Origin of the sequence: Alteromonas sp. NFXS44, from assembly GCF_040148705.1 — a bacterium.
Taxonomy (GTDB): Bacteria; Pseudomonadota; Gammaproteobacteria; order Enterobacterales; family Alteromonadaceae; genus Alteromonas.
Genome location: NZ_JAGDEA010000008.1, coordinates 349636 through 370977 on the forward strand (window position 1 = coordinate 349636; position 21342 = coordinate 370977).

18 protein-coding genes are annotated in these 21342 nt (G+C 49.1%); 9 read left to right on the top strand and 9 right to left on the bottom strand.

The window, feature by feature from the left end; translation table 11 throughout:
• Nucleotides 1-24: 24 nt before the first annotated feature.
• Nucleotides 25-1299, bottom strand: coding sequence for an NAD(P)/FAD-dependent oxidoreductase (locus J3369_RS12565; RefSeq protein ID WP_349587337.1), 1275 nt, complete (start codon nt 1297-1299; stop codon nt 25-27).
• A gap of 3 nt (nt 1300-1302) precedes the next feature.
• Nucleotides 1303-1971 (bottom strand): haloacid dehalogenase type II, encoded by a 669-nt coding sequence (locus tag J3369_RS12570; protein ID WP_349587340.1) that lies wholly within the window; start codon nt 1969-1971, stop codon nt 1303-1305.
• 500 nt (nt 1972-2471) lie between these two features.
• Between J3369_RS12570 and J3369_RS12575 the strand changes: the two genes are divergently transcribed.
• Genes J3369_RS12575 through J3369_RS12585 form a run of 3 tightly spaced genes read left to right on the top strand, consistent with a single transcriptional unit; the run spans nt 2472 to nt 6415 of the window.
• Entirely contained in the window at nt 2472-3848 is a 1377-nt protein-coding gene (locus J3369_RS12575) for an aminotransferase class III-fold pyridoxal phosphate-dependent enzyme (RefSeq protein WP_349587343.1), read from the top strand.
• Complete coding sequence (locus J3369_RS12580) at nt 3848-4924, top strand: tartrate dehydrogenase (RefSeq protein ID WP_349587346.1); 1077 nt, start codon at nt 3848-3850, stop codon at nt 4922-4924. Before J3369_RS12575 ends, J3369_RS12580 begins: the two co-directional genes overlap by 1 nt.
• Before the next feature lie 33 nt (nt 4925-4957).
• A complete protein-coding gene (locus J3369_RS12585) occupies nt 4958-6415 on the top strand; it encodes an NAD-dependent succinate-semialdehyde dehydrogenase (protein WP_303574157.1) in 1458 nt (485 codons plus the stop codon).
• A 48-nt stretch (nt 6416-6463) separates the two neighbouring features.
• Here the strand turns inward: J3369_RS12585 and J3369_RS12590 are convergent, their stop codons facing one another.
• The 4 genes from J3369_RS12590 to J3369_RS12605 form a co-directional block, all read right to left on the bottom strand.
• Complete coding sequence (locus J3369_RS12590) at nt 6464-7021, bottom strand: YbhB/YbcL family Raf kinase inhibitor-like protein (protein ID WP_349587350.1); 558 nt, start codon at nt 7019-7021, stop codon at nt 6464-6466.
• 256 nt (nt 7022-7277) lie between these two features.
• Entirely contained in the window at nt 7278-8438 is a 1161-nt protein-coding gene (locus J3369_RS12595; RefSeq protein WP_349587353.1) for an acetyltransferase domain-containing protein, read from the bottom strand.
• A gap of 259 nt (nt 8439-8697) precedes the next feature.
• Nucleotides 8698-9780: a patatin-like phospholipase family protein gene (locus J3369_RS12600; protein WP_349587356.1), complete on the bottom strand. Its 1083-nt coding sequence runs from the start codon at nt 9778-9780 to the stop codon at nt 8698-8700.
• A gap of 85 nt (nt 9781-9865) precedes the next feature.
• A complete protein-coding gene (locus tag J3369_RS12605; RefSeq protein ID WP_119501700.1) occupies nt 9866-10240 on the bottom strand; it encodes a VOC family protein in 375 nt (124 codons plus the stop codon).
• Nucleotides 10241-10535: 295 nt separating this feature from the next.
• Between J3369_RS12605 and J3369_RS12610 the strand changes: the two genes are divergently transcribed.
• From J3369_RS12610 to J3369_RS12620, 3 genes are all read left to right on the top strand, one after another.
• A complete protein-coding gene (locus J3369_RS12610; protein ID WP_119501701.1) occupies nt 10536-10922 on the top strand; it encodes an ACT domain-containing protein in 387 nt (128 codons plus the stop codon).
• Between the two features lie 12 nt (nt 10923-10934).
• A complete protein-coding gene (locus J3369_RS12615; protein ID WP_349587360.1) occupies nt 10935-11429 on the top strand; it encodes a PTS sugar transporter subunit IIA in 495 nt (164 codons plus the stop codon).
• Nucleotides 11430-11523: 94 nt separating this feature from the next.
• Nucleotides 11524-12597, top strand: a complete 1074-nt coding sequence (locus J3369_RS12620) for a zinc-binding metallopeptidase family protein (protein ID WP_349587363.1) — start codon at nt 11524-11526, stop codon at nt 12595-12597.
• A gap of 2 nt (nt 12598-12599) precedes the next feature.
• On the opposite strand, the gene J3369_RS12625 is transcribed toward J3369_RS12620, so the two are convergent.
• On the bottom strand, nt 12600-13361 hold the full coding sequence (locus J3369_RS12625; RefSeq protein ID WP_349587366.1) for a proteasome-type protease: 762 nt from the start codon (nt 13359-13361) through the stop codon (nt 12600-12602).
• Between the two features lie 177 nt (nt 13362-13538).
• Between J3369_RS12625 and J3369_RS12630 the strand changes: the two genes are divergently transcribed.
• The 3 genes from J3369_RS12630 to ylqF all read left to right on the top strand — a co-directional run bounded on the left by J3369_RS12630 (nt 13539) and on the right by ylqF (nt 17099).
• On the top strand, nt 13539-14993 hold the full coding sequence (locus J3369_RS12630; RefSeq protein WP_349587368.1) for a circularly permuted type 2 ATP-grasp protein: 1455 nt from the start codon (nt 13539-13541) through the stop codon (nt 14991-14993).
• A 1-nt stretch (nt 14994) separates the two neighbouring features.
• Complete coding sequence (locus J3369_RS12635; RefSeq protein WP_303574092.1) at nt 14995-15915, top strand: alpha-E domain-containing protein; 921 nt, start codon at nt 14995-14997, stop codon at nt 15913-15915.
• Nucleotides 15916-16100: 185 nt separating this feature from the next.
• The gene (gene ylqF / locus J3369_RS12640) at nt 16101-17099 is read left to right on the top strand and encodes a ribosome biogenesis GTPase YlqF (RefSeq protein WP_349587370.1); all 999 of its coding nucleotides are present in this window, start codon (nt 16101-16103) and stop codon (nt 17097-17099) included.
• Nucleotides 17100-17180: 81 nt separating this feature from the next.
• Here the strand turns inward: ylqF and J3369_RS12645 are convergent, their stop codons facing one another.
• Complete coding sequence (locus J3369_RS12645; RefSeq protein ID WP_349587373.1) at nt 17181-17888, bottom strand: coiled-coil domain-containing protein; 708 nt, start codon at nt 17886-17888, stop codon at nt 17181-17183.
• A 292-nt stretch (nt 17889-18180) separates the two neighbouring features.
• Entirely contained in the window at nt 18181-21249 is a 3069-nt protein-coding gene (locus J3369_RS12650) for a TonB-dependent receptor plug domain-containing protein (protein WP_349587376.1), read from the bottom strand.
• Between the last annotated feature and the right edge of the window lie 93 nt (nt 21250-21342).

Sequence of the window (21342 nt, forward strand, 5' to 3'; positions counted from 1 at the left end):
GTCATGACACGTAACGTTCTACGCTTAATGAAGTTTATCCTGAAGCTGGTAATACAAGCCGACAAAAGGCAAAAACCAGGGCTTTCCAAAATGCAGTGGCACCGCTGGCCAGTCGTTGGAAATCCAGGGACAGTGCGAAGGTTTGCCTTCCACTAAATCCGCCATGGTTTCGCCCATGTGCACAGCCATCTGGACACCATGCCCGCTGTAGCCCATGGCATAAAAAAGACCATCGTGCTGCCCGACTTTTGGTAAGCGGTCTACACTCATATCCACCGTTCCGCCCCAGCAATAGTCAATTTTTGTGCTGGCAAGCTGCGGGAACATCTCATCCAGAGACTGGCGCAATATCACACCGCTTTTGGCATCTGACTTCGGGTTGGATACGGCAAATCTGGCGCGGCCACCGAACAGCAAACGCTGATCCGGCGTTAAACGGAAATAATTACCGATATTTTTGCTGGTCACGTAGGAACGGTTGCCGGGGAACAATTCAGCTACCAGTTCATCTGACAACGGCGCGGTGGCAACAGCAAAGCTGCCCACCGGCACAATGCGGCGGCGAAACCAGCTAAACGGGCCGGGGCCACTGCCGCCGGTGGCAACTACAACCTGCTTTGCCTGTAGTGTTTGCACCGGCGTAGTCACCTGCCATGACTGATTATTCAGCTTACGGACCTGCGTGACTGGTTGATGCTGAAACAGCATGGCGCCTGCCTGCACACAAGCCTGTGCAAGGCCCGTGACCAGCTTGCCCACATGCAGTTGCACACCGTTGGGTGTCAGCAACCCGCCGTAAAACGAACCGGAACCGATTTCATTTTCCAGCGCGGATTTATCCAGTAATTTCGCATCAGGATCGACTGACTGAATCAGCGCAGCATGTGTTTTTTCCAGCTTTTCCATGTGTTCAGGTTTAGCAGCCAGTTTAATTTTTCCGGCCACTCTGAAATCACAGGCAATCTGATGTTCCTGCACAATGCGGGTAACAGATCCAACAGCATCATTATAAAACGTATAGAACGCGCGGGCTTTTTCTTCGCCATATGTTGCGACAAGCCCGGCATAATCCTGCGCCGTACCGTTATTACACTGCCCGCCATTACGGCCGGACGCTTCCGAACCGATAGTGCCGGCTTCAACCAGAGCCACTGTTGCGCCCCGTTTTGCTAAAGCCAGCGCTGTGGACAAGCCGGTAAAGCCGCCGCCTATCACCACGGTATCAACTGTGGCATTGGCCGGACTTTCCGGTAGTGAAAGCGTGGGTGCTGTATCTAACCAGTACGACGTATTTTTCATGTTTTACAGTCCGACTACGCCCGGTAATCCGCTGATGTCTTTAATTTCGGTGTAGCCATAGAACGGGTTAGCCGGCTCATGGCCACGGTTTACCCATACTTTATTTTTTATGCCGATATCATGCGCTGACATCAGGTCATAACGGAAGCTGGATGAAACATGAAGAATGTCTTCAGGATTACAGCCCAGGTTATCAATCATGTATTCGAAGGCTTGCAGGCGGGGCTTATAAGCCTGCGCCTGTTCTGCGGTGTATATAGCGTGGAAAGGTGCTTCAAGATTGGCCACATTGAAATTGATTTGCTCATTTGCCGCATTGGATAAAATGACCAGCGGGATCTCAGCAGCCACTTTCTTTAACGGTTCAACCACATCAGGGTGCGGTCCCCACGTAGGTACAGCCTTGTAAATTGTTACGCTGTCTTCGTCGCGATACTCAATGCCCCATTTCTTACATAAACGGGTAACGGCATTGCGGACCACTTCAGAGTAAGGCTTCCACGCGCCAAGCACTTCATCTAAACGGTAGGCTGAAAAATCTTTTACGAACTGAGGCATTTGCTCCGGTGTGATCCGGTCTGCAAACAGTCGCTGCGCAATGGGCGCCATTTCAAAGTAAATCAGGGTGCCGTAGCAGTCGAAAGAAATATATTTAGGTTTAAATGCACTCATTGTTGGTTCCAGCTATGTCATTTTTATGTCGAATCTATTACACCACGCGGTAACGGTATAAAAATACCAAAATGAAATGTTACCACGGGATGATGCGTCTGTTTTATTTGTACAATCAGCAGAGTATGCCGCATCGTTTCATTTGCTTTTCCACCGGCCAGAATGCCTGAAAATGGCCCGTTTCCCGTGACATCACTTGTACAGTGCCACGGTTTAAAACAATGCTGCTGTCACATCACTCTTGCTTAATCATCATGCCGCATAAATCGCAGCATATTTTGCTGAGAAGCTGACAAAAACAATATTTCCACACCTTTATCTCAAATCGTTCGAAAGATAAACGAACTGGTGCAGCGCTACTATTATCAAGCTGAATTTGCTCTGCGTTTTTTACCTCCGTCTTTTTTCTCGCCGGATAAATCACGCAGATGTCTTAAAGAATCATAAACATTAAGCGGCGCGCACACTTCGTTTAAAAAATACAAATATGGAATGTCATCATGCAAACCTCTGCCCTGAAAGAACTGGACAGCCAGTACCTGATCCATCCGGTATCTGATTTCCGTGGTCACCAGCAAAAAGGTGTCAAAATTTTACAATCCGGCAAAGGTCCCCGGGTGACCGACAGCGAGGGAGAAACCTATCTGGATGCATTTGCAGGCTTATGGTGTGTGAATGTAGGTTTCGGGGAACAACGCATTGTCGATGTGGCCAGCAAACAAATGTCGGTACTTCCTTATGCCACAGGCTATTTCGGATTCGGCAGCGAACCGGCAATCAAACTGGCTGAGAAACTGGTATCCATTACACCGGACTCATTACAGCATGTGTATTTCTCTCTGGGTGGTTCTGACGCTGTGGATGCCGCGCTGCGTTACATTACCTATTACTACAATGCTATTGGCAAACCTCAGAAAAAACACATTATTGCGCTGAAACGGGGCTACCACGGTTCTTCGTCGGTGGGCGCAGGGGTCACCGGCTTGCCGGCTTTTCATGCTAACTTCGATGTGCCGTTGCCGACACACCATCATATTGCCTGCCCGTATTTTTACCGAAGCGAATTCGACACCGAACAGGCACTCATCGACGCGTCCGTACAGGAACTGAAAGATAAAGTTGCAGCACTGGGCGCAGACAATGTGGCTGCGTTTTTCTGTGAACCGGTTGTGGGTTCCGGTGGCGTAATCGTGCCTCCAAAAGGCTGGTTAACCGCCATTGCCAAAGCGTGTAAATCACTGGGTATTTTATTTGTGGTCGATGAAGTCATCACCGGCTTTGGCCGCACGGGAAAAATGTTTGCCTGTGAACACGAAAATATTCAACCCGACATGATGACAATGGCAAAGGGTTTAACATCCGGCTACGTGCCGATGGGTGCTGTGATGATGTCAGATGAAATATTCAAAGGTATCGCCGACGGTCCGCACCGTTCTGCGGTAGTCGGCCACGGCCAGACGTATTCAGCCCATCCGGTCAGTGCCGCTGTTGCACTGGAAGTGATCAGTATTTACGAAGAAGGCCTGCTGGAGCATGCGCAGGCCATGACGCCGTATTTCGAAGACAAACTGCAATCGATACTCAGCCATCCTCTTGTGGGTGATGTACGAAATCAGGGCCTGCTGGCTGCTGTAGAACTGGTGGCAGATAAATCCAAGAAACGTCAATTTCCGGCAGAACTGGGCTTGCATGAGGTCATTGCTGATATTGCCTGGAAGAACAAACTGATTTTCCGTGCATTTGGCGACAATATTCTCGGCTTTGCCCCGGCGCTCTGTTATAGCAAAGAAGATTTTGATGAACTCTTTGACTTGTTGCAAAAAACCCTCGATGAAGTGTTGTCTTTAGATATGGTTAAGAAGGAAATGGCCCGCTAATGAAACCGTTTAATATTGCAGTAATTGCCGGTGATGGCATCGGAAAAGAAGTCATGCCTGAAGGGCTGAAAATTGTTAAAGCGGCTGCAAAGAAATTCGGCATCCCCCTTAACTTCCAGGAATTCAAATGGGGTGATTGCGACTACTACGCCGAATATGGTCGTATGATGCCGGAAAACTGGAAAGAGTTAGTGTCAGACATGGATGCCATTTATTTTGGTGCCGTTGGCTGGCCAGCGTCAGTGCCTGATCATATTTCACTGTGGGGCTCTATTCTTACTTTCCGCCGTGAATTCGATCAGTACATCAACATGCGTCCGGTGCGTACTTTCGAAGGGGTAAAATGTGCCCTGTCGACGCCCCGTGCTGATGAAATCGACTTTGTGGTTGTAAGGGAAAATACAGAAGGCGAGTACTCATCCATTGGCGGTATTATGTATGAAGGCACAGAGCGTGAAGTGGTATTGCAACAATCAGTGTTCAGCCGTCACGGTACCGACCGTGTTTTGAAATATGCTTTTGAAATGGCGCGTCAGCGTGATGCGAAGAAACTGACTGTTGCCACGAAAAGTAACGGTATGGCCATCAGTATGCCCTGGTGGGATTCCCGTGCCGAGGCCATCAGTCAAGACTACAACGATATTCAGTGGGACAAACAACACATCGACATTCTGTCTGCCCGTTTTGTCATGAATCCGGAGCGGTTTGATGTGGTGGTTGCCTCCAACCTGTTTGGTGATATTTTGTCTGACCTGGGGCCGGCCTGTACCGGCACCATTGGTCTTGCACCTTCTGCGAATTTAAACCCTGAAAGAAAATTCCCATCCCTGTTCGAGCCGGTACACGGTTCGGCGCCGGATATTTACGGTAAGAACATCGCCAACCCCATTGGTATGATCTGGTCCGGTGCTTTAATGTTGAAGTTCCTCACTGAAGATTCAGGCTCCGGTGCAGAGGCTCACGATGCTATCATCAAAGCCATAGAAACCGCTTTAAAAGGCGACATTACCACACCGGATCTGGGCGGCAATGCCAGCACACAGTCCATGGGTGACGCCATTCTTTCTCACCTTTAAGGGTTTAACAGCAACGTGACGACAGAAACAGGAATGACACTGAAAGATAAGACACTACTCAGCACGCAAAACTACATTAACGGAAAGTGGCAGAATGCAATTTCCGGCATGACGTATCCGGTTATCAATCCGGCCACAGGTGAACGGATTGCCAGTGCGCCCGACAGTGACGCCATTGATGCCGCCCATGCTGCCCGCTCTGCACAAAAAGCATTTCAGAGCTGGGGTAAAACCAGTCACCGTGAGCGGGCCACACTGCTTGAGAAATGGTACGAAGTCATCAACGAAAATATTGATGATCTTGCGCTTACCATGACCACAGAACAGGGTAAGCCGCTGGCGGAAGCAAAAGGCGAAATTGCCTATGGCGCTTCTTACGTAAAATGGTTTTCTCAGCAAATCATGCAGCTTCGGGGCGATATTTTACCTGAAGCTGGCAGCGGCAAAGTGCAAACTGTTGAAAAGCGGCCGGTGGGCGTTGTTGCGGTTATCACACCATGGAATTTCCCGTTTGCTATGCTGGCGAGGAAAATTGCGCCTGCATTGGCGGCCGGTTGCACGGTAGTGGTTAAGCCGGCAGAAGATACCCCGCTGACTGCACTGATGATGGCAAAACTTATCGATATGGCGGGCTTCCCGCCGGGTGTGGTGAATGTGGTCACAGCCAGTCGCGAACAAACGGCTATTGCCGTTGATGCCTGGCTTAAAGATCCGTTAGTGAAAAAACTCAGCTTCACAGGTTCAACGCAGGTAGGCCGCTATCTGGCGGAGCGCTGTGCCAGTACGCTGAAAAAGCTGTCTTTAGAATTAGGCGGCAATGCGCCCTTTATCGTGTTCGCTGATGCAGATTTAGATGCGGCGGTTGAAGGCTTAATGGCTGCAAAACTCAGAAATGGCGGGCAGACTTGCGTATGTCCTAACCGCATTTATGTAGAAGACAGTATTTATGATGAATTTGCCAGCCGGCTGACGGACAAAGTAGCGGCGTTAAAAGTGGGCTCCCCTCTGGACGAAGATACCCGTATCGGCCCGATGATAAATCAAAAGGCTGTGGACAAAATTAACGCCCATATTGCCGACGCGGTGGAACAAGGCGGCGTTGTACTGTGCGGGAATAAAGCGTCTGACGACACCCTGTTCGTCGAGCCCACCGTCATTGCCGACGCAAACAATGCCATGCGCCTGTTCTCTGAAGAAACGTTCGGACCGGTGCTTCCTCTGTTCCGTTTTCAGTCAGAAAGTGAAGCCATTGAAGAAGCTAACAATACCGAATATGGTCTGGCGGCATACTTCTACACCCGTGACCATTACCGGATCCACCGGTTGAAAGGTGCTCTGCAGGCTGGTGTCATTGGCGTCAATGAAGGTGCGGTTGCCAGCGAACAGGCACCATTCGGCGGTATCAAAGCATCAGGCTATGGCCGTGAAGGCTCTCACTACGGCCTGGATGACTTCTTATATATTGCTTACTTCTGTGAAGGCGGGTTTTAACACCCGCTTTTCCCTTGCTGATCAATCCTGCGCTGATAATTACGTCACTCAGCGCAGATAAGTCACTTCCAGAGTGGCTTTTCCTAATGCGTTCATGTTCACCATGTACCCTGTCAGTGCGCCTGACGGATTGTCCGGCAGTGACAATTTTTCCGGCAATGCGAATACCGTGAACTGATAGCGGTGCGCTTTATGTCCTTCAGGCGGACACGCTCCGCCAAAGCCGGCATAACCGAAATCATTCACTATCTGCATACTGCCTTCCGGTAATACCATACTCCCTGCACTGCCCGCGCCGGTGGGTAATTCAGTGGTACTAGCCGGAATATTGACTACCTGCCAGTGCCACCAGCCGCTTCCGGTAGGTGCATCCGGATCGTATACGAAGAGTGCGTAGAAATTTGTTCCTGCCGGTGCATCATGCCATGAAAGCTGTGGGGACAAATTATCTCCGTCACACCCGAAACCTTTGAATTCCTGCTCTTTGGACATGGGTTCCCCTGCTGCCATGTCTTCGCTGGTTATTGTGAAGCTCGCAGCAGATGCGGCAGTGGTGAATGACAGCCCGACAAAGCAGGCCACACCTGCAACCGTTTTCAACGTCATGATCTGTTCCTTATCTTTATAGGTGTGGGAGTGCCGGTTGTAGCTGACCATAAGCAATTTCAGCTATCTGATACTTTGCTACGTGGCACCTTGCAGCTTAATTCAGCATTAAATTTATACTAACGGAAGGACCGGCGCTGACAACTGGTTTTTCACTCAGATGAATAGTGTTTCACCTTTTGAGGCAGGAAAGAGAACATTGGTTTTGCGGACTTCCCCCACGCAAAAACGCAGGGGAAATAAGGTGGTTACTACATCAGAAATATTTAACCAGCGGGTTCGTACTGTTGTGTTTAAAGCGTGAAAATGCTTTTGTGGGGAAATACAACACTACTGCCATAAAGGCCGCGACCAGCCATACCTGCCAGACATAATCAAAAGCAAATAAATCGCCATAGTTCGGACCGGCCAGATCAAGTACAAGGTTGTAACTGACCAGCAGCACAAACAGATGCACGATATAGAAAAACATGGGTGCTGAGCCAAATGACTCAATGACCTGTGTGAATTTATTGTTCACTGTATCTAATGCAAACAAAACTAAAAATGCCCCGCCCAGGGTGAGTAACACGAAATCCAGTGACGGCGGATATTTGGTAAAATTAATGAAATCCATCGCGGTCTGAATGGCCGTTGCCTGCGTTTCCCATGGCATGTCTTCTCCGTAGATATTGAAGCCCCGCAAGACCAGCAACACTTCCCACATGGATAAAGCCAGACCCAGCAATACTTTTTTACGCTGCGGCGAGGCAACATTGCGGGAAAATACCGGCCCCATGCTGTAACCCAGCAGTATCACACCTATCCACGGCAGTACGGGATAAGACGCTTTAATACGGAAGGCTTCTGAGGTAAATATAAATCCCCGGTCATGCAAAATAGCCCACAGGGTGTAGCCAGTTTCCCCCGGCGCAAAGCTGACTGGCGATAACAGGTTATGTCCGCACACAATCAACAGACCCAGTGCCAGAATCAGTTTTGCCGGTAAGTGACACAGCACAGAAAGTACAACCATACTCACGCCAATCGCCCACATTACCTGCAACCACAATGTATCGTAGGTGCCCATCCACAGCCAGTTGATCACTGCAATCTCAATGAAAACAATGAACAGACCCCGTTTAAATAAGAACGGTGTTGCAGAGCGTGCAGGCTTGTTCGCCGGATGGGAGTATAACCACGCAGACAATCCGGTAAGAAATACAAATACCGGTGCACAGAAATGGGCACTCATCCGGGTAAAAAATAATTGCGGGCTGGTAACGTCCACGTCCATGGGATCACCAACCTGCTGATGATAGAAATACCGTTCGCGAACATGATCCACCAGCATAAACAGCATCACTAGTCCCCGGAGGATATCAATAGACGCGATACGTTTTGCATGGTTCGCCGCAGAAGTTTGCATTGTTGTCATTTTTATCGTTCTCATGCTCAGGAATTGATTGCAGCACAGACACTTCAATCATTTCATTCGTTGTTTCAGGCAAGACTGCCATAGATAAAATACGGTCGACAGGTGTTTCTGACTGTGCAGGAGCTATTTGGCATATCTTGCTGAAGCCGTGCTAACTCATGAAAAGATCTGCCAGCAGGGAGCAGAAAGATGAGGAACCAAAGAGAGAATAGCAGCCCGCTTCTGTGAATAAAAAACGGGCTTTCTGTGTTAGCTTTTGTTAATCGTTCAGCATTGGAAAAGGCAGTGGCTTAATTTCATCCATGATTTTTCCGTTGGCAGTAATATCCATAAAATACTCGCCCAGCCTGTCGGTCTCGCTAAGTACGGTTTGCCAGTATTTGATGCGGGTTTGCGGGTCAAGGGCATCGAAATCTTTTCTGTCAGGGATTTTGCCGTAAGGTAAAGATGAAACAAATTCTGCCGACGGTACGAGCATCACCACATTATCGTAACTGCTGCGGTGTGGTACCCGTCTTTTCAGGCCTTTATCAAACCAGCCCGGTACCGGCTTGTCATAAAAATGCGGATAAAGCACCAGCCCTTCACGGGGACCGAAAGACAAGTCAAAATGATAGTCGGTGATACCGCCGTCCCTGTACACCCCTTCAGGTGCATCAACGATTTTCTCTACCCCTTCCAGCACCAGAGGAATAGAGCCGGATGCCAGTAACGCATCCCGGGTATTCACAATACTCAGTTCTGTCCGTTCAGTGTTCAGGTTGTACGGATCGTGAACAGTAAAATCGCTGTCCGGTGCGGAAAAAATATGACGGGTATAAAAGCGGTTAAGACCACGTCTTGAAACGGCGTTGGCAGCAGCACTCATGGCGAGGCCATGGAACTGGGTAATGCGCCCCCGCGATGCCATGGCCCGATGACAGCGTACGGCGAAGATATGCGCCTTAAAACGATGGTTCAGCAGAATATCGTCAATTCCCTCTTCACCCAGCACATGACTGATGAGTTCACGGGCTTTAACGGTAATTTCATTTGCTGACGGTTTGGGAGAATACACAGTGTGTGAATAATGGTGTGCCAGCCGGTTGATGGCCGCCAGTGGATCTCTCTGGACAGCACATGCAGCTCTGAATGCCCCGGCAGATGAGCCAATCACCTGCACCTGCCCTCCCCGTTCATCGAACCATTCCGGGAACAGCACCCGATCCAGACCCGCCAGAACGAACCATTTAGGTCCGCCGGACGCGCCGAGGAAGTAATTGAACAGCAGCGGATAGAAACCGTGCTCCTTTAATGTGGCCAGTGCGCCCGGGCCAGCGTAAATATTCAGTGGCGCAGTCAACGTGTTATCCCTTCACTTCTTTTTATTTGTGAGTACTTTAGCAGTTGATGGCGGTCATGTCATGACCGCAAAATCCTTTACTGAATCAGGACCCGCTGCCATCGCTGTAAAGTGCAAAACAGGCGCCGGAGGGATCTTTGATATACACAAACCTTGCCGTACCGTGTGTTCTTACGGCAGTCAGTTGCTCCCCGCCACATGCCGTAACCTGCGATAAAGCTTCATCAAACTCACCGGTGGTAAAGTACGGGATCCAACCTGCGGGCACGTCCTGATTCGGGCCTTTCCGGTGACAAATTCCACCTTTTACCTGTCCGTCTGCGTCTTTCATAACAAAGTCATTGTAGCCGCCCATGTCCAGCGGCTCTTTCTGCCATCCCAGTACCTTTTCATAAAAGGTGCTGGTTTCCACTGCATCTGCTACTGTTAAATCCCGCCAGTCACCTGCTGAGTCGCTCATGATTTGCTCCAGACTAAATATGAAGTGTCAATACACACAGCTTAAAGAAAACCCTGTTTTTTCCAATATTTTTTTCACACAAAGGTAGACACAGCTTGTGGAAAATGCTTGAACTATGGCAATAGTTATCCACTGACCATTGTTTGACCAGTATTTTTTATCAAGCAATTTCATGTAGTTACAATTCACACACATACTACTCAACAAACTTATCCACAGATAAAGTGGATAACACGTAGAAGTTATTCAAGTATGATGATTTAATAATATGACATGTTCCGGACGACATCAGAAAATGAAAAAGCAGACGTTAGCCGTCATTGACGGTGAATTTACTATCCATGCCTTCGATCCTAATTCCGCCATTCCGGCTCCGGTATTGAACAGTGATTTATTTTTCATTGGCAAGACGGAAGATACCTTGTCAGTTGTCGTGCCCTCCTCTGTTAATCTTGTGTCACTGGAATCTGATAAAGGCTGGCGGGCGCTTGAATTATTAGGCCCCCTTGAATTGTCCATGGTAGGGATCATGGCGAACCTGGGGACAGTGCTGGCAAAAGCCAAAGTCAGTATGTTTATAGTCTCTACATTCGACACAGATTTTTTTCTGGTCAAAGCGGACAAACTGCATGACGCCGTTACTGCACTGCAGGAGGATGGCTACACCATCGTCGGACAATAGCGGCATCCCTGCATGAATTTTACTTCTGAAAAACCGGCCTCGTTCAATCGCGAAATTATTCTGGGTGCGCCGCTTAACGGCACCCGTACAGAGTTGGCGTCGATTAATGCACCGCTTTATGCCGCCGGTATGTGGGGCCCGTCACTGGCATTTACCTACGCAGGGCATACTTTGTACGCACCGGCAGATTGCCTGATAGAAAGTATTCCCGAAACCGGCTATGCGGTCACCATTAAAACCCGTCACGGGCTCAGACTACACATTAACCTCCTGCCGGCTGGTCACGCTTTGATGGGCGAGCGTTGCATGCGTCTGGTAAAAGCCGGTGAGAAAGTTCAAGCCGGACAACCGCTGATGTCTTTTCAACCGCAATGGCTTAAACAACAGGGCCTGCCGCTTAACGGTGTGTGCTGTGTGATGAACGGCGAAAAATGTAAAGCCGTGGTACATAGTCATAACCGTCAGTTCATGGCCCCCGAAGATCCGTTGATCTACGTTTACATTTAATCTGTCTCAAACAGGAATTATTTCATAGCCGTGCAATCTTTATTCGCGTAAACATGCTATACATTTTATACAGCTCGTTTAGTCAGGTTTAACCGTGAAGAACTACCAGTGCGAATGTGGCAACACTCTGTATTTCGCCAACTCAACTTGTTTGTCCTGCCAGCGGCCGGTGGGCTTCATCAGTCAGGAAATGACGTTATCTGCCTGTGAAATTGATGACAACGGTCACTGGATAAGTTGTCTGAACGGTAAAGCGTACCGCCCCTGTACCAACTACAGTGAGTATCAGGTATGTAACTGGCTGATTCCAGCAGAAGAGGACCATTCGCTGTGCGAGTCCTGTCAGTTAACGGAAACCATTCCGGATCTGTCCAAACCGGACAACCTGTCATTATGGTTCCGTATGGAGAAGGCCAAGCGCCAGTTAATTTACACCTTAAGTAAACTGGGGCTGGACGTGTGGAAACACGGTGTTGAAAACGCAAACGAACTTCGCTTCCGCTTTCTTGAGGATGAAACGGAGGAAGACGAATATGGCGAAGAGCTCACTGTAAAATCAACGGTCATCACCGGGCATTGTAACGGCGTTATCACCTTAAACCTCAAAGAGGCTGAAGACGCTTCACGTCTTAAAATGCGTGAACAGATGAATGAGCGCTACCGGACACTTATCGGTCATTTCCGTCATGAGTCCGGGCACTATTACTGGGATACGCTGGTCCAGAATTCCCCTCATCTGGAAAAATTCAGAAGCCTGTTCGGCGATGAACGACAGGATTACACCAAATCAATGCAGATCTATTACGCCAACGGGCCGGTTCAGGGCTGGCAGTCGTCATGGATAAGCGCCTATGCCAGCATGCACCCCTGGGAAGACTGGGCTGAGAGCTGGGCGCACTATCTGCACATTGTGGACACGCTGGAAACTGCTACCGAATACAGCATCAATATTTTGCAGAACCGCCTGGGTAACCCGCTGGCAGAAACTTACCGGCGTGCGAGTGAAACGGATTTCCAGCGAATATTTGAAGACTGGTGCAGGCTGACCACAGTGTTAAATGCCCTGAACCGCAGCATGGGGCAGGACGACGCATATCCGTTTGTCATATCCTACCCGGCGCTTGAAAAGTTGTCGTTCATACACGACTTATTGCATCAGCGGCTTTAAGATTACTTTTGTGCGGGCCCTGTTTCAGCTTTTTTTTCCCATTCAAAACGGGGTAAGCGGTTGAACGTGCGCTTCAGCCCCTGAGTCCATTGCTTTTGCATGGATTTATACATGGGGCTGTTCAGGGTAAACGTTTGATGATACGGCGCTTCCACCTGATTTGCTGTCAGCATAGCCAGCTCCACCGGCGGCCCTACCGAAATATTACTGCGGATGGTGGAATCCAGCGATACGATGGCACAGCGGGCAGCATCTTCCAGCGACGTGGCACCGGATAAAATTCTGTCCAGAATAGGCTTGCCATACTTGTTCTCACCAATTTGCAGATACGGCGTATCGTCTGACGCAGAAATGTAATTGCCCTGCGGATAAATCAGAAAAATCTCATGAGGCTGACCGGCGATTTGACCACCAATGATAAAATTAGACTCATTGCTGCTGCCTGATCTTTCCATGGCTTCGGCATGTTGCTTCTGCTCTGCCTGACTCAGCTTGCCAACATAATCCGCCAGTTCATGAAGATGTTTTCCGGCGCGCAAATTAAATTTGGCTTTCGGATTTTCCAGATCACGCTTGATGGCATTCACCACCGCCTGAGACGTTGCCAGACTTCCGGAAGTCAGTAACACAATAGAGCGTTCGCCGGGCCAGCAAAAACGCCACATTTTGCTGTACGTCGCAATGTAGTCCACACCCGCATTGGTACGGGAATCTGAAGCAAACACCAGTCCTTTGTTTACTTTTATAGCAAGACAATAAGTCACAATTCACCTTTCTCAAAAGTGATTATACATAATATAGCATGGGGCTAAGCATGCATGCCCGGCGCAAGATACGCAATCAAAATCTTGTCACTAAATTGACATATTAGCGATTGATTTTTGGTCAGAAACACGATTAGATGAGTATAAATAAAACACAAAAAAATGAAGGATCAGGCCATGGCAATCAGATGGGGAAATTATGCTACCGGCCCGTTTTATGACGAGCTGATTCAAGGCCGTAATAAGCCAAGAGAGGCGGCAAAATCACTATGCTCTTATTTAAGAGACTTATCAGATAAAGATATCGAGGAATATAAGGTGGCCGCCAGTACGGCAATCCACGTGATGGGGATCACCTTTACCGTTTATACCGAGGAGGAAGGCTCCATCGACAGGGCCTGGCCATTCGATATTATTCCCCGCATCATCGATAAAAAAGAATGGTCACAAATTGAGCTTGGCCTGAAACAGCGGGTAAAAGCGCTGAACATGTTTATCGACGATTTGTACAACGAGCAGAAAATTCTTGATGCCGGTATCGTTCCCGAAGACATTCTTACCCAGTCAAAGAACTTCCTCCCGGAATGCCTTGGCGTTAAACCTAAACACGGCGTGTGGGCACATATTTGCGGCTCAGATTTAGTCCGCGATCAGCACGGCACCGTTTACGTGCTGGAAGATAACCTGCGGGTCCCTTCCGGCGTCTCTTATATGCTGGAAAACCGTCATGTTATGAAACGGGTTTTTCCTGACATGTTTGAAAAGCACAACATCCTGCCGGTAGATGATTATCCGTCAGAACTTTACGACATGCTGTGCCAGCTTTCTCCCCGAAAGACGAAGCAACCGGAAATCGTTGTACTCACCCCGGGTATCTATAATTCTGCGTATTTTGAGCACGCCTATCTGGCTCAACAAATGGGTGCAGAACTGGTGGTAGGCAGCGATCTTGTAGTGGGCGACGACGATATAGTTTATATGCGCACAGTAGAAGGGCTGGCCAGGGTAGATGTCATTTACCGCCGTATCGACGATGCGTTTCTCGACCCTGAAGTATTCCGTGAAGACTCCATGCTTGGTGTGCCCGGGCTGATGCGCGCCTGGAAAGCTGGCAATGTGGGGCTGGCGAATGCGCCCGGCGCCGGTGTGGCAGACGACAAAGTGGTTTATGCCTTTGTGCCTGACATCATCCGCTTTTATCTGAATGAAGAACCCCTGCTGCCAAACGTGCCTACTTACAAATGCATTAACAAAGATGAGCGTGACTACGTCATCGAACACATTGATGAGATGGTGGTTAAGCCCGCTAACGAATCCGGCGGTTACGGCATGTTAATCGGCCCCCATGCAACTAAAGCAGAACGGGAAAAGTTTGTCAGGCTCATTCGCCGCGATCCCCGCAATTATGTTGCACAACCTATGCTGTTGCTGTCTACAGCGCCCACATTAATCGATAATAAAGCCGAAGCAAGGCACCTTGATTTGCGTCCGTTTATTTTATCAGGCAGCGATATTTCTGTTACCACAGGTGGTTTGACCCGGGTAGCAATGCGAAAAGGCTCTACTGTGGTCAATTCCTCCCAGGGCGGAGGAAGTAAAGATACCTGGATTGTTGACATGGAGGACGAATAAGATGCTGTCACGTGTTGCCAATCATCTTTACTGGATGGCCCGTTATCTTGAACGGGCTGAGAATACTGCGCGCCTGATTCAGGTGAATACTCACCTGTTACTGGATTTACCCAGAAGTGTCACCCTGGGCTGGGAACCGATTGTGGATATGCTTTCCATCCGCGAGAGTTTCTATGCAAACTATGAAACGGCTGATGAAAAAAGTGTTATCCGTTTTATGGTAACCGACACCAGTAATCCCGGGTCTATCATTAATTCGCTGGCAGAAGCACGGGAAAATGCGCGCATTGTGCGGGAAATCATTCCGTCTGAAGCCTGGGAGGAAATCAATAACGTCCATTTGCAGGCGAAGGCTGACAGCCAGAGCGTACTGACCCGTCGTCACCGTTTCACCTGTTTAAACAAAGTAATAAAAGGTAACCAGACAATCACCGGTCTTGTCGGCGGCACCATGAACCGCGATCAGGCTTATGCCTTCCTGCGACTTGGCAGGCATCTTGAGCGTTGTGATATGACCACCCGAATCATCGATGTACGGTCAGCGTCATTGCTCCCTGATGTGTCAGAAGAGCACTCTGCGTTTGAAAATATCCAGTGGATGGGTGTACTGAAGTCTTTATCGGCCTATCAGGTATACCGGCAGGAAATGCGCTTACGGGTTCAGCGGGCTGACATTCTGGAATTCCTGTTAAAGCGGAAGTCCTTTCCCCGTAGCATTAACCATTCTCTGGGCCAGGTGGAAAAATGTCTGTCGGAACTACCTGAACCGCAGGACATCACCAGCAAGGTCAAAGAAATATCTGCCATGCTCATGGAGCTTGAAACCAGAGATCTTAAACAGGATGCGCTGCATCAACTGATAGACGATATACAGGCGGCATTTATTGTCATTCATGACTCGGTAAAGAAAGCGTATTTCTGATCCGCACCGCTTTGTGCATTGATTGTTCGCGGTACAGACCACAGGGACTTACCGCGAACAATCGCTTATCTGACCATTTACGACCAGTTCCCGTCCCGCCCCTTCTGATGACCCGTTGAATAACACCGCATTTTGTACAGAAATGAAGTAAACTACGGCCAAATCCGGCTGAATGAAAGAATATCGTGGCGTTACACTGGTTCCCGGGGCACATGCACAAGGCCCTGAAAGAAATAAAAGAAACCTTATCTCAGGTTGATGTGCTGATTGAAGTACTGGATGCCCGCATCCCCTACTCCAGCGAAAATCCCGAAATCGCTAAAATTCGTGGCGATAAGCCCTGCCTGAAAATCCTCAATAAGTTTGATCTGGCCGATCCTGAACTGACCGCGGAATGGCAGGCTTACCTTGAAAGTGAACGGGGCGTGCGCACCATCACCACCAATACGGGAGAGCCGGGAAACACTAAGCACATTTTGAGTATGCTGAAAGACATGTTTCCTCAGAAAGCCGGCCCCGGTAAAGCCATTCACGCCATGATCACCGGTATCCCTAATGTGGGTAAATCGACGCTGATAAACATTCTGGCTGACAGAGTGATTGCTAAAACCGGTAATGAACCGGCGGTCACCAAAACCCAGCAACGGATCAATCTGGGCAGCGGCATTATTCTGTTCGATACTCCGGGGGTACTGTGGCCTAAGCAGGAAAACCCAAATTCCATTTACCGGCTGGCTGCATCCGGCGCGGTTAAGAACACCGCAATGGAGTTTGATGACGTGGGATTTTACGCCGCCGACTATCTGATCAAAGCTTATCCGGACGTACTGAAAGACCGCTTTAAGTTGGATGAAATAGCAGAGACAGAGATTGAATTTCTCGAAGATGCCGCCCGCAAGCGTGGTGCAATCATGACAGGTGGCCGTGTGAACCTGCATAAAATCAGTGAAATACTCCTCACCGAATTGCAAGCCGGAAAACTGGGCCGGATCACACTTGAAACGCCCGCTATGCTGGAAAAAGAGAAGATAGAAATCGCAGAAGCCGAAGCGAAAAAAGCGGCGAAGAAAGCCGCCCGGAAACAACGCTTTAAGGATGGCTCAGCGACCCCTGACAAACACGACAGAAAAGAAAAGCGTAACGAAAAGCGCGCTGCACAAAGCAAGCGGATGCGTAAGTCTTAATTAAATTGCCGGGGCCTGACAGTTTGGATATCGTAGAATGTCTTCACTTTCTGCGGTTTCCCTGATGCCCGCTTAAATTAATCAGCTCACCGAATCAATGAAATTTCCCAGCCGGTTGGCACCGGTCTGAAGCTGGTTAGCAGCTCTGCCAGTTTGCTGTTCAAGCGCCTGTGAAGCTTCCTGTAAGTCTTGCGAAACCTGCTCATTGTCGCGGATGTTCTGCAACTGACGCAGCACGGCCACCTCGGCACGGAGCAACTGAATCGTTTCGTTAATTTCTTCCTGTGATGCCGGCTCATCCGCCTGCGAACTCTCAATATCAGCTTGCTCTGACGCTTCCTGTTGCCGCGTCTGCGACTGTTGCTGCAGCTGTAAACGTTGCTCTCTGAGTTGAACTTGTTCTTCCTGCAATGAGGCCAGGCGCTCTTCCTGAAGCAACGCTTCCTGCCTTCTTTCTTCACGACGGGCTTCTATTTCACGCAACAACGCTTCCCGGTCCTCTTCCCGCCGGAGCTGACGTTCTTCAATCACTGCCGTACGCTCTTCGCGCCTGAATGCTTCACGCTGACGTTCCTCCTGCAGCGCTTCCTGACGATACTCCTGTTCCAGTCGCTCTTCGCGACGTATTTCCTGCTGACGTTCATCCGCCTCGCGCTCACTGTTCCGGACCTCTTCAGCCCGCTCAGCCGGAGAGACAACTGACGACGACTCACTCACGCCCCGCTCTTCAGCCCGTCTTCTGGCCTCAAGCTCTTCGAGTGCTGTAGCTGGTAACTGATTGATCGTCATAATGACCTCCGCTGACTGAACATAAAGTACACTGCTTACACAGTGCATATTTAAGAGATGCATGGTAAATGCCAAATGGGGAAATAGCGGACAGCCCTATCTGAGCATGTCATTAAAGCTAATACTTACAATGTGTTAAAAAACATTAAAGAAAAGAATCAGGTAATAAGACGACGACTGCATTAATGATGAACAGTGGAAATTGTGTAACTTTTACGCGACAGGAATAAACCGGGGAATGACTCCCCCGGTTGAAGGTTTTGAGGTTATAACACCTTATAAGGCAGCGTTATCAAAACTGCTTTTCGATACTGGCATAGAAGTAACGTTTGTAAGGCAGATACAGGTTAGCCAGATAATTGCCCGATGAGTTTAACGGCGGATTTTTATCAAACAGGTTTTTCACACCGGCTTCCACGATAAGTCCGCCAAAGGTGGATTCATCCAGCTCGTACTGGAACGACGTATTCCACAACGTTGTTGATGGTACAACGAAATCATCACCGTTGGCGTAACGGCCATCTACCACACTGTCGGTGTATATGGCTGAAATACGGTATGCAAAATCTTCGTAATTCCAGCTAAAACGTGTGGTTGCCCGCCACTCAGGCTTCATGCCGTCCTGACCCACTTCATCAGAAGATGTAATCGAGATGAAAGAGTCCAGCAAACCCGCTTCCTGTGCTGCTTTGGCTGTTTGCATTTGCGGTGTCAGTTCCTGCTGGAAGCTGCGCAGCTGCGATGCACTGAAGTTCAGGTTAAACCGGCCAAAGTCTGTCGCCACACTTCGCCAGTCAAACGTAAAGTCCATCCCTTTAGCTTTCAATGAGTTCAGGTTGGAGTAGTTGGTATTCATGTAAAGCACTTCGCCGACAGGATCCAGCCCTGTCCCCTCGAAGCGGGCCACATCGTCCAGCGTCGGGTCAGCACGGATAATCCGCGGATCAGATGTGCCTTCAACGGTACGTAAGTAAAGATCGTAAATCAATACGTCCTGAGAGTGGGCGACACCGATTTGGTCATCCAGTTGAATTTCCCAGAAATCCAGTGTGATACGGAAGTTACCCCAGTCTTCTGGCAGGAACTGCGGAATTAACTGGAAACCAAATGACTGGTTTGTTGATGTTTCCGGTTTCAGTTCACTGTTACCAGCCATATGCCAGGTCACCGCATAGCTGTCAGTACAGGCAGAATAATTTTCGATGGCACCTTGTCTCAGCGCAGCTTCACAGTAAATGTAGTCAGTACGGGTGTTATATCTCGCCATTTCAGAAGCGTTCAGTACTTCCAGGTTCGGTGCTTTAAACCCTTCTGACCACGAACCCCGTAGAGTGAGGTTTTCATCGACGCCCCAGGCCAGCGCAATTTTAGGGGTAGAAATATCGCCTACGTCACTGTAGCTCTCATAGCGTCCGGCTAACTGCATATCAAGGGTTTGCATAAGCGGAATACCGAAATCAGGCCCGACGATGGGAACCGCCAGTTCAACATAGGCCGATTTTACATTACGGCTTCCGTAAGAATCCGGCGTAGGGCTTGAGCCCCCAAGATTACTGTTGAAGGACTCGCCGGTATACCAGTTAATATAAGGGTCTGTGCCATCAACCAGAGGATCGCGGTCATCTTTCAATGATTCGTAACGCACTTCTATACCGACGGCAAATCCGAGATCACCTGCAGGTAAACTCATCAGTTCAGAGTTATTGATTTTAAAATCCCAGGATGCCAGTTGAGAGGTGCTCTCCCGCACAGAGATATCGATAAATGAGTTAATGACTTCTTCGCTGTTAAATCCGCTGTGGCCGTAGTTCACGTGGGAAGTGTTACCGCCGGAGAAAATGTTGTAGGCATCTGCTGTTGTACCTGAAATGGCAGTCACCATATCATTCACATTGATCACTTCAGATTCATCACGGGCTTTACCCTGCGAATAAAGAACGGCAGATTCCCACTCGAAGTTGCTGCCAAACCATCCTCGCAAACCGGAAAGCAGGCGGTACTGACGATTCTCCACATTAACTTCCATATTGCCGATGTCGGTGAACCGGTAAGCCAGAATGCGTAAATCGAGACCTTCTTCCGGCACGTTATCCAGGCCGGCAACACGGTTTGGATTCAGTGTACCATCTTCCAGGTAAGTCGCACCAAGCGGGTTGTAATACGCGTTGGCAGGAATATAAACCACCTGGGAACTTGAAAACACAGACGGTCCGCTCATGTATTTACTTTCCGCGGCATAGATCCCGGCTTCGCCGAAGAATTCAAGATCAGGATTGATAAAGTAATTAAAGGTTGAGAACAGGTTCATCCGTGTGACCTGAGGGGTCACATAACTGTCTTCACGTGCACTGTCGGAACGGTAATCTGTGGGAACAGTGCCGGAGGCATAACAGGTTTCACTGGTGCTGCCTTCTGTCAGACAGTCAGAGGATGAGGCGAGTTCTGAGTGAAAATAACCTGAAGCTGTGGTGATCGCTTCGCCATTTTGATAAATCTGATAGGGAGCCAGATAATTACCCCATGGCGTATAGGAACTGCGGCCATCCAGCGCAGCCGTGCCGGCGAGATCGGTACCCGGCAGAAAATCCCGCCGGTCAGAGGTTTCAGTAAACCACATATCGGAAGCTTTCTGTGCCGTTCTGTGAAAGGCATTAAACATCAACGAGAAATTACCTTTGCCGTTGTCGATATCTGTGCCGTAGTAACCGGTTAAATCCAGATCCGAACGATTAGAGCCCTGCGCCTGACCATATTTCAGTTTAACGGCCCCGCCCTGCAAATTATCTTTCGTCACAACGTTCACAACCCCTGCGATGGCGTCTGAACCATAAATCGCTGCGGCACCGTCGAGTAAAATTTCGATGCGATCCAAACCATACATGGGGATGGCGTTGGAGTTAAATGTGGTTGTCGACACACTGCCGTCAACCGTAGCGGTTGTGGGGTGAATAACAGAACGACGTCCGTTAACCAGCAATAATGTATTTGACGCCCCCATCCCTTTCAGGTTCATCGAGCCCATGTCGCCGCGAGCGGCGTTACTGCTTCCCGGAATAAAAGACTCGTTCCAGGTAATATCCCCCATTTGAGGCATACTTCTTATCAGTTCGTTACCGTCTACAGAGCCAAGTGCTTCGATGGCTTCCTGCCCGATAACCGCAACCGGTAATGCTGCCTCCGTTCTTTCACTGCCGATCTTGGAACCTACAACAGCTATTTTTTCCATCCGCTGCTCTTCAGCAATTTTCTCCTGCCCGTCGCCGGCAGGCGTTTCCTGAGCATAAGCCTGCACGCTCATCGCTGAAATTATCGCTGTTGACAGTGCCAGCTTTCTGAAACCTCTGAGTTCCTGTATCTGCATGATTAGTTCCCGTTGAATGATTTTATTGTCTTATCTGTGTGTGATATTGCGGGATTCACACTTCACTCACTAAGACGAACCACTTTGAATTAA

Coding starts and splice junctions, on each gene's coding strand:
- J3369_RS12565 (WP_349587337.1), bottom strand. CDS start 1,299: ATGAAAAATACGTCGTACTGGTTAGATACAGCACCCACGCTTTCACTA.
- J3369_RS12570 (WP_349587340.1), bottom strand. CDS start 1,971: ATGAGTGCATTTAAACCTAAATATATTTCTTTCGACTGCTACGGCACC.
- J3369_RS12575 (WP_349587343.1), top strand. CDS start 2,472: ATGCAAACCTCTGCCCTGAAAGAACTGGACAGCCAGTACCTGATCCAT.
- J3369_RS12580 (WP_349587346.1), top strand. CDS start 3,848: ATGAAACCGTTTAATATTGCAGTAATTGCCGGTGATGGCATCGGAAAA.
- J3369_RS12585 (WP_303574157.1), top strand. CDS start 4,958: ATGACACTGAAAGATAAGACACTACTCAGCACGCAAAACTACATTAAC.
- J3369_RS12590 (WP_349587350.1), bottom strand. CDS start 7,021: ATGACGTTGAAAACGGTTGCAGGTGTGGCCTGCTTTGTCGGGCTGTCA.
- J3369_RS12595 (WP_349587353.1), bottom strand. CDS start 8,438: ATGACAACAATGCAAACTTCTGCGGCGAACCATGCAAAACGTATCGCG.
- J3369_RS12605 (WP_119501700.1), bottom strand. CDS start 10,240: ATGAGCGACTCAGCAGGTGACTGGCGGGATTTAACAGTAGCAGATGCA.
- J3369_RS12610 (WP_119501701.1), top strand. CDS start 10,536: ATGAAAAAGCAGACGTTAGCCGTCATTGACGGTGAATTTACTATCCAT.
- J3369_RS12615 (WP_349587360.1), top strand. CDS start 10,935: ATGAATTTTACTTCTGAAAAACCGGCCTCGTTCAATCGCGAAATTATT.
- J3369_RS12630 (WP_349587368.1), top strand. CDS start 13,539: ATGGCAATCAGATGGGGAAATTATGCTACCGGCCCGTTTTATGACGAG.
- J3369_RS12635 (WP_303574092.1), top strand. CDS start 14,995: ATGCTGTCACGTGTTGCCAATCATCTTTACTGGATGGCCCGTTATCTT.
- J3369_RS12645 (WP_349587373.1), bottom strand. CDS start 17,888: ATGACGATCAATCAGTTACCAGCTACAGCACTCGAAGAGCTTGAGGCC.
- J3369_RS12650 (WP_349587376.1), bottom strand. CDS start 21,249: ATGCAGATACAGGAACTCAGAGGTTTCAGAAAGCTGGCACTGTCAACA.